At 68.1% G+C, this 13,810-nt stretch carries 14 protein-coding genes and 1 pseudogene; 8 read left to right on the top strand and 7 right to left on the bottom strand.

Annotation, left to right across the window (positions count from 1 at the left end; all coding sequences use genetic code 11):
* Positions 1-95: 95 nt before the first annotated feature.
* The 5 genes and pseudogenes from E9536_RS41675 to ubiA all read left to right on the top strand — a co-directional run bounded on the left by E9536_RS41675 (position 96) and on the right by ubiA (position 3,066).
* Positions 96-251, top strand: coding sequence for a hypothetical protein (locus E9536_RS41675; RefSeq protein ID WP_021163864.1), 156 nt, complete (start codon positions 96-98; stop codon positions 249-251).
* Positions 252-351: 100 nt separating this feature from the next.
* Positions 352-807 carry a hypothetical protein gene (locus E9536_RS42255; RefSeq protein ID WP_247873543.1) on the top strand — a complete coding sequence of 152 codons (456 nt, stop codon included), beginning with the start codon at positions 352-354 and terminating at the stop codon, positions 805-807.
* A gap of 70 nt (positions 808-877) precedes the next feature.
* Positions 878-1,747, top strand: a complete 870-nt coding sequence (locus E9536_RS32235) for an LD-carboxypeptidase (protein WP_060084057.1) — start codon at positions 878-880, stop codon at positions 1,745-1,747.
* Between the two features lie 28 nt (positions 1,748-1,775).
* Positions 1,776-1,985, top strand: a pseudogene (locus tag E9536_RS32230) (DNA starvation/stationary phase protection protein); the annotation flags it as partial.
* Positions 1,986-2,193: 208 nt separating this feature from the next.
* On the top strand, positions 2,194-3,066 hold the full coding sequence (ubiA, locus tag E9536_RS32225; protein WP_136472116.1) for a 4-hydroxybenzoate octaprenyltransferase: 873 nt from the start codon (positions 2,194-2,196) through the stop codon (positions 3,064-3,066).
* 109 nt (positions 3,067-3,175) lie between these two features.
* Here the strand turns inward: ubiA and proC are convergent, their stop codons facing one another.
* The 6 genes from proC to E9536_RS32195 all read right to left on the bottom strand — a co-directional run bounded on the left by proC (position 3,176) and on the right by E9536_RS32195 (position 10,328).
* On the bottom strand, positions 3,176-3,988 hold the full coding sequence (proC, locus tag E9536_RS32220) for a pyrroline-5-carboxylate reductase (protein ID WP_060313747.1): 813 nt from the start codon (positions 3,986-3,988) through the stop codon (positions 3,176-3,178).
* A 51-nt stretch (positions 3,989-4,039) separates the two neighbouring features.
* Positions 4,040-4,738 carry a YggS family pyridoxal phosphate-dependent enzyme gene (locus E9536_RS32215; RefSeq protein WP_027788328.1) on the bottom strand — a complete coding sequence of 233 codons (699 nt, stop codon included), beginning with the start codon at positions 4,736-4,738 and terminating at the stop codon, positions 4,040-4,042.
* 143 nt (positions 4,739-4,881) lie between these two features.
* Positions 4,882-6,108 carry a glycolate oxidase subunit GlcF gene (gene glcF, locus E9536_RS32210; RefSeq protein ID WP_060084055.1) on the bottom strand — a complete coding sequence of 409 codons (1,227 nt, stop codon included), beginning with the start codon at positions 6,106-6,108 and terminating at the stop codon, positions 4,882-4,884.
* A gap of 1 nt (position 6,109) precedes the next feature.
* Positions 6,110-7,198 carry a glycolate oxidase subunit GlcE gene (gene glcE / locus E9536_RS32205; RefSeq protein WP_059685198.1) on the bottom strand — a complete coding sequence of 363 codons (1,089 nt, stop codon included), beginning with the start codon at positions 7,196-7,198 and terminating at the stop codon, positions 6,110-6,112.
* Positions 7,199-7,383: 185 nt separating this feature from the next.
* Positions 7,384-8,877, bottom strand: a complete 1,494-nt coding sequence (locus tag E9536_RS32200; protein WP_011351007.1) for an FAD-linked oxidase C-terminal domain-containing protein — start codon at positions 8,875-8,877, stop codon at positions 7,384-7,386.
* Positions 8,878-8,918: 41 nt separating this feature from the next.
* Positions 8,919-10,328 carry an FAD-linked oxidase C-terminal domain-containing protein gene (locus E9536_RS32195; RefSeq protein WP_027788326.1) on the bottom strand — a complete coding sequence of 470 codons (1,410 nt, stop codon included), beginning with the start codon at positions 10,326-10,328 and terminating at the stop codon, positions 8,919-8,921.
* A 173-nt stretch (positions 10,329-10,501) separates the two neighbouring features.
* Between E9536_RS32195 and E9536_RS32190 the strand changes: the two genes are divergently transcribed.
* Together E9536_RS32190 and hmpA are read left to right on the top strand one after the other, a co-directional pair.
* Positions 10,502-11,053 carry a cob(I)yrinic acid a,c-diamide adenosyltransferase gene (locus tag E9536_RS32190; RefSeq protein ID WP_027788325.1) on the top strand — a complete coding sequence of 184 codons (552 nt, stop codon included), beginning with the start codon at positions 10,502-10,504 and terminating at the stop codon, positions 11,051-11,053.
* 106 nt (positions 11,054-11,159) lie between these two features.
* Positions 11,160-12,368 carry an NO-inducible flavohemoprotein gene (gene hmpA, locus E9536_RS32185; protein WP_060313744.1) on the top strand — a complete coding sequence of 403 codons (1,209 nt, stop codon included), beginning with the start codon at positions 11,160-11,162 and terminating at the stop codon, positions 12,366-12,368.
* Between the two features lie 82 nt (positions 12,369-12,450).
* Here hmpA and aroG read toward each other — a convergent pair whose 3' ends face one another.
* Entirely contained in the window at positions 12,451-13,524 is a 1,074-nt protein-coding gene (gene aroG / locus E9536_RS32180; protein ID WP_027788323.1) for a 3-deoxy-7-phosphoheptulonate synthase AroG, read from the bottom strand.
* On the opposite strand from aroG, the gene E9536_RS41670 reads away from it, so the two are divergent.
* The gene (locus E9536_RS41670; protein WP_168799602.1) at positions 13,523-13,810 is read left to right on the top strand and encodes a hypothetical protein; all 288 of its coding nucleotides are present in this window, start codon (positions 13,523-13,525) and stop codon (positions 13,808-13,810) included. The two genes, aroG and E9536_RS41670, sit on opposite strands and share 2 nt — an antisense overlap.

The following is a 13,810-nucleotide window of genomic DNA, read 5'->3' as shown; positions in this document are numbered from 1 at the left end:
CGTGCAGTAGCACGGTGAGGCAGTAACGGGAAACGGCCGGTCGTCCGGCCGGCCGTTTCGTCCCGATCCTGGATTTCATTGAAGGAGTGACGATCATGACGCAAATGATGCTGAACATGCGCGCCGCACTGGCGGCACCGAAGGTGCGGGCGCCGGCCGAGATCGCGCGGTACGTAGTCGGATTCGCGATCGTCGTCGGCGGTGCGGCCGAACTGGTGTCGCAGGCGCTGCACGCGATCGCCGCCGCCTGAGCGCGGCGGATCGCACGCCACGCTGCAGTGGCGAGCCATACGGGGGTGCGGTGTCGGCATGCAGGGCAACAGATTCGCGTGAATTGCTCCGGTTCGTTGAGTGAGGAGTCCGCAACATGCCCACGAAGACCCACGATCGATCCGGATCTACCTGGTTGACGATGCACTGACGATATTGCTCGCGCCATCAGGACGCCACATTGGCGTTGATGTCGTGCCGGCGCGCAACAATCGACACCGACATGCCGGGCGCCAACGTCTCCCTGATCACATCCTGCTTGAATGCTTGCGCGTACGTCCGATGGGATGGGTACGATTCCCTGCGTTCGACATGACTGACTGGTTACCGACCGACGCGTTGACGCCGGGAAGGGCCCGCAACGCCGGCGGCTCCGAGGTGCATCCGCTCGACGTGCTGCCTGGTTCGTCGATCGAACGGGAGCCGCGTCGATCGGTCGGCGATTTTGCCGCGACGGTGATTCTCAAGCGGCGCTGGCAACGCAGCGGTTTCGCGGACGCCGGCGATCGTCATCCCCGCGCGCACGACGCTGCGTGACAAGGCCGAGCCGTCAGCAAGCGGTGTCGGATATATTCGGCAGGTTCTCCATCATCCAGGTAGCCATTCAATGGAATCACGACGCAAGGCAGTGGGCGTGGTCGCGCCTGCGGGTGTGCCCGATCCGGAAGGCATCGCGCGTGGCATTGCGCTCGTCGAAAGTTGGGGCTTCGAGGTCAGGGCGGGCGCGCATCTCGGCAGCCGGTACCGCTATTTCGCCGGTACCGCCGAGGAGCGCGCGGACGACCTGCGGCGCACCCTGATGGATCCGTCGATCGAGATCGTGTGGCTCGCGCGGGGGGGATTCGGTTGTGCGCATTTGCTTGAGCACTTGCCCGACGAGATCGCAACGCCAAAGACGATCATCGGCTTTTCCGACGCGACGTCACTGTTCTGCGCACTCGCGGATCGGCCCGGCGTGCGTTTGCTGCATGGCCCGACGTTTCACAGTCTGGCGACCAAGGTCGACGACGCGACGCGCGCCGACATTCGCGCTGTGCTGACCGGCGACGAACGCGCCGCGCTGAGTCTGCGGCATTTGTCCGGCGCCCCTGGTGCCGTGCGGGGACGTCTGTGCGGCGGCAACGTGACGGTACTCGCGAGCGTCGCGGGTACGCGCTGGTCGCTTCGCTCACGCGACGCGATCGTGCTGCTGGAGGACGTGACGGAGTTGGGCTACCGGCTCGACCGCAGCCTGACGCAACTGCGTCTGAGCGGCGCGTTCGACGGAGCCCGTGCGTTCGTGCTCGGGCAATTCACGCGCTGCCCGATCCCGGACGGCGCGGATTTCACGCTCGAGCAGATGCTTGTCGACGTGCTGGGCGGCTTCGGCCTGCCGATCTACTCGGGTCTGCCGATCGGACATGAACACCGCAACATCACCTGGCAATACGGCAGCCAGGCTGTCATCGAGAACGGCGCGATCCGGTTCGGCGCGTAGCCTCGAATCCGGAAGGACAGGAACGCGTACCTTCGGCGATTTCGCGAAACTGTCGTCGGTGCCGGAAGCGAAGGGCGTGCCGGCGGCGGAAGACATGATCCGCCCGCTCGTCGAAGGGCACGAGGCCGTCGTGCGAACCGCGCGCGCGAATCTTCCCGATCGCCGACTCGGCGAGCCGACCGCCGACCTGCAGACGCATGAAAAAACCGCGTGGATGCTGCGCTCGCTGCTCGCGTAAGTACGGTGCGGCCGGGGAGGGCGCGCTGACTCGCCCGATCCGGAGTGATCGAATCCGTCCCTTGATTGGCGCAAATCGTGGCCCGGCCCTGCGCAGCGGGCCCGGGCGGCCCGGGCGCGCCGGGCGGCCGCCGCCGCGGGCCGCCCCGACATGACGCGAAGCACCGCTCGGCTCTAAAATGCCGGGGTTATCTTCCCGGTGCCTCGCCATGCTTGCCCGCTTTCCCCTGTATCTGCGGCTCGTCCGGATGGACAAGCCGATCGGCAGCCTGCTGCTGCTGTGGCCGACGCTCAACGCGCTGTGGATCGCGTCCGACGGCCATCCGCGCTGGCCGCTGCTCGTGATCTTCTCGCTCGGCACGCTGCTGATGCGCTCGGCCGGCTGCGCGATGAACGACTACGCCGACCGCGATTTCGACCGCCACGTGAAGCGCACGGCCGACCGGCCGCTGACGTCGGGCAAGATCCGTGCGTGGGAAGCCGTTGCGATCGCCGTCGGGCTCGCATTCATCTCGTTCCTGCTGATCCTGCCACTCAACACGCTGACGAAGGAGCTGTCCGTCGTCGCGCTGTTCGTCGCGGGTTCGTATCCGTTCATGAAGCGTTTCTTCGCGATTCCGCAGGCGTATCTCGGGATCGCGTTCGGCTTCGGCATTCCGATGGCGTTCGCGGCCGTGCAGGACACGGTGCCGACGATCGCGTGGGTGATGCTGGTCGCGAACATTTTCTGGTCGGTCGCGTACGACACCGAATACGCGATGGTCGATCGCGACGACGACATCAAGATCGGGATCCGCACGTCGGCGCTGACGTTCGGCCGCTTCGACGTCGCGGCCGTGATGGCGTGCTATGCGGCGACGCTCGGCATCTACGTGTGGATCGGCGTGACGCTCGGCTTCGGCCTCGCGTACTGGGCCGGCTGGACGGCGGCGGTCGGCTGCGCGCTGTATCACTACACGCTGATCAAGGGCCGCGAGCGGATGCCGTGCTTCGCCGCGTTCCGGCACAACAACTGGCTCGGCGGCGTGCTGTTCGCGGGGATCGCCGCGCACTACCTGCTGGCGGGTCCGGCGGCCAACTGAAGCGGCCGCGCGTCGGCGCGCGACGCGATGCGCGATGCCAACAAAAAAGCGGCCGAGGCCGCTTTTTTGTTGCCGGTGCCGGAAGGGAGGCCCGGGGCGGGCGCGGCGCTTACGCGCGACCGAGCTCGTCGCCCATTTCCTTCGCACGCGCTTCGGCCGCGAGCGCGCCGCGCACGATCGCGTCCTTCACGCCCTGCGCGTCGAACGATGCGAGCGCAGCGGCCGTCGTGCCGCCCTTCGACGTCACGCGCTCGCGCAGCACGCTTGCCGGCTCGCCCGATTGCGCGGCGAGTTGCGCGGCGCCCGTGAACGTCGCGACCGCGAGCGCGCGGCCCTGTTCGTCGTTCATGCCGAGCTGGCGCGCGGCTTCCTGCAGCGCTTCGATGAAATAGAACACATACGCGGGGCCGCTGCCCGAAATGGCCGTGACGGCATCGAGCTTCGACTCGTCGTCGAACCACACGATCTCGCCGACCGCGCCGAGCACGTTCGACGCGAGTTCGCGGCCCGCCGCATCGACGCCCGGCAGTGCGGCGAGGCCCGTCACGCCCATGCCGACGAGCGCGGGCGTGTTCGGCATCGTGCGCACGACGCGTGCGTAGTCGCCGAGCCAGCGCGCGAGATCGCTGCCGCGGATGCCGGCCGCGATGCTGATCACGAGCTGTGTCTTCAGGTGCGGCGCGAGCGTCTGCGCGACGTCCTTCAGCACCTGCGGCTTCACCGCGAGCACGATCGCGTCGTAGTCGGCGAGCGTTGCGTCGACGGCCGCGCCGGTGCGGATGCCGAATTGTTGCGCGGCGCGTGCGCGCACTTCTTCGTTGACGTCGATGGCATACAGGCCGTCAGCGGCGACGCCGCGCTTGATCAGGCCGCCGATCAGGGCCGCGGCCATGTTGCCGCCGCCGATGAATGCGATTTTCATGGTGTTCGATTGAGCGAGTGAGTGAACGGGAGGGCGGAAAGGGCGCGGCGTTCAATGCGAGTAATCGCGCGCGCCGAAGATCGCGGTGCCGACGCGCACGATCGTCGCGCCTTCGAGCACGGCTGCGTCGAGATCGGCGGACATGCCCATCGACAGCGTGTCGAGCGGCAGGCCGTCGGCGCGCAACGCGTCGAACAGCGTGCGCAGTGCGCGATGCGGCACGCGTTGCGCGTCGGTGTCGCCGGCCGGTTCGGGAATCGCCATCAGGCCGCGCAGCCGCAGCGACGGCAGCGCGGCGACCGCGCGCGCGACCTCGGCCACGTCGGCCGGTGCGACGCCGCTCTTCGACGCCTCGCCGCTGATGTTCACCTGCACGCACACGTTGAGCGGCGGCAGGTGCGCGGGGCGTTGCTCCGACAGGCGCTGGGCGATCTTCAGCCGGTCGACCGAATGGACCCAGTCGAAGCGTTCGGCAACCGGGCGCGTCTTGTTCGATTGCAGCGGCCCGATGAAATGCCATTCGAGGCTCGCGCGCAGGTCGGCGAGCGCGTCGATCTTGTCGATCGATTCCTGCACGTAGTTTTCGCCGAATGCGCGCTGCCCGGCCGCATGCGCGGCGCGCACGTCGGCGGCGGGAAACGTCTTCGAGACGGCGAGCAGCGATACGGTGGCGGGATCGCGGCCGGCCGCGCGGGCGGCGTCGGCGATGCGGCGATGAACGGATTCGAGGCGGGCGGCGAGATCGGACATGACGGGCACGAAAGCAGGCACGAAAGCAGGCACGGAAGCGGGCATGTAGCGGATGCGCCGCGGCACGCGGCGCATCGATCCGCCCATTATACGGACGCCGGGCGCGAGGCCCAGGGCCCGCCCGTCATTCGTATGAACAGGCCCTAGCCATACAGCAGGTGCTCGACGAGCTGGATCCAGTGGGCCACCGGAATCTGCGTGCCGCTCTGCAGGTGCGCGATGCAGCCGATGTTGCCGGAGACGATCATCTGCGGCTCGAGCGCCTGCAGCTTCAGCAGCTTCTGCTTGCGCAACCGGTACGACAGCGACGGCTGCGTCAGCGAATAGGTGCCGGCCGAGCCGCAGCACAGATGGCTGTCCGCCGGCAGCCGCACGTCGATGCCGAGGGTCTCGAGCAGGCGTTCGACCTTGCCGCGCGACTGCTGGCCGTGCTGCAGCGTGCACGGCGGGTGGTACGCGACCGTATGGACCGCACGGCGGCGCGCGAGCGTCGCGAGCTCGGCCTCGAACGCGAGCAGCACGTCGGAGATGTCGCGCGTCAGCGACACGATGCGCTGCGCCTTCTCGGCGTAGGCCGGGTCGTCGCGCAGCAGGTGCGCGTATTCGAGCACCGTCGCGCCGCAGCCCGACGCGTTCATCACGATCGCCTCGACACCCTGTTCGACATGGGGCCACCACGCGTCGATGTTGCGGCGCGCGTCGTCGAGCGCTTCGTCGTGATAGTTCAGGTGCAGGCGGATCGCGCCGCAGCAGCCGGCATCGGGCGCGACGACGGTCTCGATGCCGAGCGCGTCGAGCACGCGCGCGGTCGCGATATTGATGTTCGGCAGCATCGACGGCTGCACGCAGCCGCCGAGCATCAGCATCTTGCGCGTATGCGTCAGGTGCGGCCATTCGAGCAGCCGCGTGCGCGGCGGCACCTTGTCGCGCAGCCGCTTCGGCAGCAGCGGACGGACGTGCTGGCCGAGCCGCATCACCGGCGAGAACAGCGCGGCGTTCGGCACGAGGCTCGCGAGCACGCGGCGCACGAGACGCTGCTGCACGGGGCGCTGAACCTGTGCCTCGACGTGCTTGCGGCCGATCTCGACGAGCCGGCCGTACTGGACGCCGGACGGGCAGGTCGTCTCGCAACTGCGGCACGTGAGGCAGCGGTCGAGGTGCTGCTGCGTGCTGCGCGTGACGGGCGCGCCTTCGACCATCTGCTTGATCAGGTAGATGCGGCCGCGCGGGCCGTCGAGTTCGTCGCCGAGCAACTGGTAGGTCGGGCAGGTCGCGGTGCAGAACCCGCAATGCACGCACTTGCGCAATATCGCGTCGGCTTCGTCGCCGTCGGGCGTATTGCGGATGAAATCGGCGAGGTTCGTCTGCATCTCAGAGATCCGGATAGAGCCGGCCGCGGTTGAAGATGCGCGCGGGATCGAACGCGGCTTTCAACCCGCGGTGGATTTTCATCATCGGGGCGGGGAGCGGCGTGAACACGCCCGCGCTGCGGTCGTACGCGTCGCCCGCGCGGAACAGCGTCGCGTGGCCGCCGGCCTGCTTGGCGCTCATCCGCACGGTCTGCGCATCGGCGTCGGTGATCCACCAGCGCTGCGCGCCGCCCCATTCCATCAACTGGGTGCCGGGCAGGTGCATCGGTTCGGTGATCGACGGCAGCGCGAGACGCCACAGCGCATAGCCGGGTGGGATGCCGTGGAAGAACGGGTCGGTATGCTCGCGCAGGCCGGCCCAGAAGCGCTCGGCCTCGACCGCGTCGACGACTTCGCCGCCGAGCAGCGTCTTCGCGGATTTCACGGCCGCTTCGGCACCCGACAGGCGCAGGACGAGCGTGCCGTTGCGCCACCCGCTCGCGCTGACGGGCAGCGGATGGCCGCCCCATTCGTTGAGCTTGCGCACCGCGTCGGTCGCGGTCATCTCGAACTTCAGCGTGACTTCGGCGACGGGCATCGGCAGCACCTTGAGCGACAGGTCGAGCATCAGCCCGAGCGTGCCGAGCGCGCCGGCCATCAGCCGCGACACGTCGTAGCCGGCGACGTTCTTCACGACCTGGCCGCCGAAGCGCAGCACTTCGCCGCGGCCGTTCATCAGCGTGACGCCGAGCATGAAATCGCGCGGCGCGCCGCAGGTGGCCCGGCGCGGGCCCGCGAGGCCGGCCGCGACGCAGCCGCCGACGGTGGCCGCGCGGCCGAAGTGCGGCGGCTCGAACGGCAGCATCTGGCCGCACTCGGCGAGGACGGTTTCAAGCTGCGCGAGCGGCGTGCCCGCGCGGACCGTGACGACGAGTTCGGCCGGGTCGTACGACACGACGCCCTGAAACGCGCGCGTGTCGAGAATTTCGCCCTCGAGCGCCTGGCCGTACCAGTCCTTGGTGCCGCCGCCGCGAATCCGCAGCGGCCGGCCGTCGGCGCTGGCGGCGCGGACGCGGTCGGCCCATCCGGCGACGATGTCGTCCTCTTCCATGTTCTGTTGCTGCCTCGACTTGTTGTTCGGTCGATTGTACCGGGGTGGCGCGATTCCACATCGCGACTATCCCTAAGACCGGTATCGCGGGCCGTCTGCCCGCGTCGCCGCATGAACAGGCCGCGCGGGCACGGTCGAACGCCGCGGCCCGGCCGCGGGCACCGGCCGCGACCCGCGCGGGCCGCTCAGAAGCGCGGCAGGTCGGGGTGCGGCAGCAGCCCGCCGCGCACGTGCTGGCGACCGTATTCGGCGCAGCGCGCGCGGGTCGGGATGCCCTTGTCCGGGTTCAGCAGCCCGGCCGGATCGAAGGCGCGCTTGACCGCGAAGAACGCGTCGCGCTCCTGCGGCGAGAACTGTACGCACATCGAATTGAGCTTCTCGATGCCGACGCCGTGCTCGCCCGTCACGCTGCCGCCGAATTCCACGCAGCATTCGAGGATTTCCGCGCCGAACTGCTCGGCGCGGTGCAGTTCGTCCGGATCGTTCGCGTTGTAGAGGATCAGCGGATGCATGTTGCCGTCGCCCGCGTGGAACACGTTGATGCAGCGCAGCCCGTAGCGCGTTTCGAGCTGCTCGATGCGCGCGAGCAGCGGGCCGATCGCGCGGCGCGGCACGGTGCCGTCCATGCAGTAGTAGTCGGCCGAAATGCGGCCGGCGGCCGGGAACGCGTTCTTGCGGCCCGACCAGAAGCGCAGCCGCTCGTGCTCGTTGCGCGATACCTGGATGCGTGTCGCGCCATGCTCGCGCAGCACGGCCGTCATCCGCACGATCTCTTCCGCGACTTCTTCCGGCGTGCCGTCCGATTCGCACAGCAGGATCGCTTTCGCCTCGAGATCGTAGCCCGCGTGCGTGAACGCCTCGACGGCCTGCGTGGCCGGCTTGTCCATCATTTCGAGCCCGGCCGGGATGATCCCCGACGCGATGATCGCCGCGACGGCCTCGCCGCCCTTGACGACGTCGTCGAAGCTCGCCATCACGAGCTGGGCCGTCTGCGGCTTCGGGATCAGCTTCACCGTGACCTCGGTGACGATCGCGAACATCCCTTCGCTGCCGATCATCACGGCGAGCAGGTCGAGGCCCGGCATGTCGAGCGCCAGCGAACCGAATTCGACGATTTCGCCGTCGATCGTCACCGCGCGCACGCGCATCACGTTGTGCACGGTCAGCCCGTATTTCAGGCAATGGACGCCGCCGGAATTTTCCGCGACGTTGCCGCCGATCGTGCACGCGATCTGCGACGACGGATCGGGCGCGTAGTACAGGCCGTACGGCGCGGCGGCCTCCGAGATTGCGAGGTTGCGCACGCCGGGCTGCACGGTCGCCGTGCGCGCGTAGGGATCGACTTCGACGATGCGCGTGAAGCGCGCAAGCGACAGCACGACGCCGAGCGCGATCGGCAACGCGCCGCCCGACAGGCTCGTGCCCGCGCCGCGCGGCACGATCGGCACCTCCATGCGGCGGCAGATCTGCACGATCCGCTGCACCTGCGATTCCGTTTCGGGCAGCGCGACCGCGAGCGGCAGGCGGCGGTACGCGGACAGGCCGTCGCATTCGTACGGCGCCGTGTCTTCGTCGCGGTACAGCAGGCAGTGCGTCGGCAGCACGGCCATCAGCGCCTGCACGACTTCGCGCTGGCGCTGCGCGCGTGCCGCGCTCGACAGTTCGACGGGAGCGTTCATGGGGTCTCCTGCAGCAGGCGGCGCGGCGTCGCGCCGCCGTGTCAGCACGTGAAAATCTTGCCCGGATTCATCAGGTTGCGCGGATCGAGCGCGAGCTTGATCGCACGCATCGTGTCGATCGCGTTGTCGCCGTGCTCCTTCGGCAGGAAGCGCATCTTGTGCAGCCCGACGCCGTGCTCGCCCGTGCAGGTGCCGCCGAGGCGCAGCGCGCGCTCGACGATCCGGTCGTTGATGTGCTCGGCTTCCGCGATTTCCTCGGGCTTGTCGGGGTCGATCAGGATCGCCACGTGGAAATTGCCGTCGCCGACGTGGCCGACGATCGGGCAGGGCAGCGACGAGGCGCGCAGGTCGACTTCGGTTTCCTCGACGCACGCGGCGAGCTGCGAGATCGGCACGCAGACGTCGGTCGTCACCGCGCGGCAGCCGGGTTTCAATTGCAGCATCGCGAAATACGCGTTGTGGCGTGCGGCCCAGAGGCGCGTGCGGTCTTCGGGGCGGGTTGCCCATTCGAAACCCTGGCCGTTGTTCTGGCCCGCGAGCGCCTGCACGAGCTCGGCCTGTTCCTTCACGCCGGCCTCGGTGCCGTGGAATTCGAAGAACAGCGTCGGCGCTTCGGTGAGCGTCAGGTTCGAATGGCGGTTGATCGAGCGCACGGCGAGCGCATCGACGAATTCGACGCGCGCGATCGGCACGCCGATCTGGATCGTCTCGATCACGGTGCGCACCGCGTCGCCCATCGACGGGAACGTGCAGATCGCGGCCGATACGGCTTCGGGCAGCGGATGCAGGCGCAGCGTGATCTCGGTGATCACGCCGAGCGTGCCTTCGGAGCCGACGAACAGGCGCGTGAGGTCGTAGCCCGCCGACGACTTGCGGGCGCGCGAGCCGGTCTTCACCACACGGCCGTCGGCGAGCACGGCGGTCAGGCCGAGCACGTTCTCGCGCATCGTGCCGTAGCGCACGGCGTTGGTGCCCGACGCACGCGTGGCGGTCATCCCGCCGATGCTGGCGTCGGCGCCCGGGTCGATCGGGAAGAACAGGCCGGTGTCGCGCAGCGCCTCGTTGAGCGCCTTGCGCGTGATGCCCGGCTCGACCGTCACGGTCAGGTCTTCGGCGTTGATCGACAGCACGCGGTTCATTTCCGACAGGTCGAGCGAGATGCCGCCGCGCACCGCGAGCAGGTGGCCTTCGAGCGACGAACCGGCGCCGTACGGGATCAGCGGGACGCTGTACAGCGAGCACAGCGACACGACTTCGCGCACGTCGTCCGCGCTGTGCGCGAACACGACGGCGTCGGGCAGTTGCGGATCGAACGGCGATTCGTCGCGGCCGTGGTGGGCGCGGACGGCGTCGGCGGTCGACACGCGCTCGCCGAAGGCGGCGCGCAGCGCATCGAGCATGGCGGGGGGAAGGGGGCGGCGCGTGGCGGCCGGCGGGGCAGGGTGATTCACGAACGTCTCCTTGTCGATCCGGATGAGCGCGTTGGCGCCGACCCGGCTCCCGTGCTGCTGGGTTTCGGCCCATTCTACGCTGTAACGCCTGCTGCGCCTGCCGTCGCGGGCTGCGATAATCGCGTTCGAATGCAACCGGGCCGCATCGCGGCCGCGCACGAGAGGACATCCGCATGGGCAACCGCTTGAGCAAGATCGCCACGCGTACCGGCGACGACGGCACCACCGGCCTCGGCGATGGCCGGCGTATCGGCAAGGACGATACGCGGATCGCCGCGATCGGCGACGTCGACGAACTGAACTCGAACCTCGGCGTGCTGCTCGCCGAAACGCTGCCGGATGATATCCGCACGGCGCTCGTGACGATCCAGCATGACCTGTTCGATCTCGGCGGCGAATTGTGCATTCCCGGCCATACGGTGCTCGACGACACGCATCTCGCGCGTCTCGATCGCTGGCTCGCCGACTACAACGCGACGCTGCCGCCGCTGAAGGAATTCATCCTGCCGGCCGGCTCGCGCGCGGCGTCGCTCGCGCACGTGTGTCGAACCGTATGCCGTCGCGCGGAGCGTTCGATCGTCGCGCTCGGGCGCACCGAAACGCTCAACGATGCGCCGCGGCGCTACGTGAACCGGCTGTCGGACCTGCTGTTCGTGCTGGCGCGCGTGCTGAACCGTGCCGACGGCGGATCGGACGTGCTGTGGGAACGCGGCCGTGTCCGCTGACCGCTGACGATTCGCCCCCTTACCCTTGGCGCGCTGCGACAATTTGCCCGAGGGGCATCGAATTCTTAAAAAGGTATTGTGTGTGCATGTTTAACGGAGAACGAACATGACCCACATCACCGCTGACCAGATGGCTCGTGTGAAGGCCACTGCCCCTGTCCTCGCCGTGCACGGCGCGACGATCACGAAGCACTTCTACCAGCGCATGTTCGCGCGCCATCCGGAACTGAAGAACCTGTTCAACCAGACGCACCAGAAGACGGGCGGCCAGCCGGAAGCGCTCGCGAAGGCCGTCTACGCGTATGCGGCGAACATCGACAATCTCGGTGCGCTGGGCGGGGCGGTGTCGCACATCGCGCACAAGCACGCGAGCCTGAACATCCGCCCCGAGCATTACCCGATCGTCGGCGAGAACCTGCTCGCCTCGATCGTCGAGGTGCTGGGCGACGCGGTCGATGCCGACACGCTCGAGGCGTGGCGGGTGGCGTACGGCCAGCTCGCGCAGATCCTGATCGGCGCCGAGGCCGACCTGTACGCGGGCGCCGCCTGGAGCGGGTTCCGTCCGTTCAAGGTCGAGCGCAAGGTGCGCGAAAGCGACGAGATCACGTCGTTCTACCTGACGCCCGCCGACGGCGGCGCGGCGCCGACGTTCGAGCCCGGCCAGTACATCACGGTGAAGCGTTTCGTCGGCGATCTCGGCGTCGACCAGCCGCGCCAGTACAGCCTGTCCGACGCGCCGCACGGCAAGTGGCTGCGCATCTCGGTGAAGCGCGAAGCCGGCAGGCCGGAAGTCATTCCGGCCGGCAAGGTGTCGACGCTGATGCACGACGGCGTGGAAGAGGGCGCGATCGTCGAGGTCACCGCGCCGATGGGCGAATTCTCGCTGAAGCGTGGTGTCGAGACGCCGGTGGTGCTGATTTCCGGCGGCGTCGGCCTGACGCCGATGGTGTCGATGGCGTCGACGCTGGTCGACGAAGGCAGCAAGCGTGACGTGCGGTTCGTCCATGCATGCCGCTCGGGCGCGGTGCACGCGTTCCGCGACTGGCTGAACGACACGGTGCGCGAGCATGCGAACGTCAAGCGCACGGTGCTGTACGAGCTGGTCGGCCCGAACGATCGCGTCGGCGTCGACCACGATCTGGAAGGGCGCCTCACGCCGGAGCGCGTGCGGCACTACGCGCTGGTGCCGGACGCCGACTACTACGTCTGCGGCCCGATCGCGTTCATGAAGGCACAACGCGATGCGCTGGTCGCGCTCGGCGTCGCGCCGGAACGCATCAATACCGAGATCTTCGGTTCGGGCGCGCTCGAGTGATGCGCTGACCGGCAGTCGGCGGCCCGCGAAAAAAAGCCCGGCGCGAGCCGGGCGTTTTTCGTTTCGGTGCAGGCGCGGACGATCAGTTCCCGCTGCCGCGCGTGACGCGGCGTGCCTTCACCGATTCCGCGAGGCCTTCGAGCACCTTCACGCTGTCGTCCCATGCGATGCACGCGTCGGTGATGCTCTGGCCGTAGGTCAGTTCGCAGCCTTCCTTCAGGTCCTGGCGCCCCTCGACGAGATGCGACTCGATCATCACGCCGACGATGCGGGCGTCCCCGGCCGCGATCTGGCGGCCGATGTCGGCACAGACGGGGATCTGGTTCTCGTGCTTCTTCGAGCTGTTCGCGTGGCTCGCATCGATCATCAGGCGTGCGGCGAGGCCGGCCTTGCCGATGTCCGCGCACGCGGCGTTCACGCTTTCCGCGTCGTAGTTGGGCGTCTTGCCGCCGCGCAGGATCACGTGGCAATCCTCGTTGCCGGCCGTCGACACGATCGCCGAATGGCCGCCCTTCGTCACCGACAGGAAATGGTGCGGCTGCGATGCAGCCTTGATCGCGTCGACCGCGATCTTCACGTTGCCGTCGGTGCCGTTCTTGAAGCCGACCGGGCACGACAGCCCCGACGCGAGCTCGCGGTGCACCTGCGATTCGGTCGTGCGCGCGCCGATCGCGCCCCACGAGATCAGGTCGGCGATGTACTGCGGGCTGATCATGTCGAGGTATTCGGTCGCGGCCGGCAGGCCCATCTCGTTGATCTGGAGCAGCAGCTCGCGCGCGGTGCGCAGCCCTTCGTTGATCTTGAAGCTGTTGTCGAGGTGCGGATCGTTGATGAGCCCCTTCCAGCCGACCGTCGTGCGCGGCTTCTCGAAGTACACGCGCATCACGATTTCCAGCTCGCCCTTGAAGCGCTCGCGCTCCTTCACGAGCCGCCCCGCGTACTCGATCGCCGCCTTCGTGTCATGGATCGAGCACGGCCCGATCACCACGATCAGCCGGTCGTCCATCCCGTGCAGGATGCGGTGCATCGACTGGCGCGAGTTGTAGATCAGCTCGGACGCGGCTTCGGAGCACGCGAATTCGCGGATCAGGTGGGCGGGCGGCGTCAGTTCCTTGAGTTCGCGGATGCGGACGTCGTCGGTGTTGTGCGGGGGCATGCTGTTTCTCCTTGGTTCCGGGCGCCGTTCGATCAGTGGGCGTGCGGCAGATTCATCAATTCAAGCGATTCAGTGGTTTCGGTCGGGGCTGCGGAACCGCTGCGGCGGCGACCGGGAAGCGAAGGGCGAAAAAAAACCGCCGGGTTCGCCGGCGGTTTTTTCGGGAATTTCGGTTGCGCTTTACGCGCCATCAACCCTCTCGATCCGCCAGCGGTCTGAGATGCCAAAAAAAGTAAAAGTAAAACTTGGCGGACATGACGGAGATTCGGTTCGTCAAAAAAGTTGA

Source organism: Burkholderia sp. LS-044 (assembly GCF_004803625.1).
GTDB lineage: Bacteria > Pseudomonadota > Gammaproteobacteria > Burkholderiales > Burkholderiaceae > Burkholderia > Burkholderia cepacia.
The sequence above is the reverse complement of the archived record's forward strand: the minus strand, read 5'-3'. Positions and strand labels throughout refer to the sequence as shown.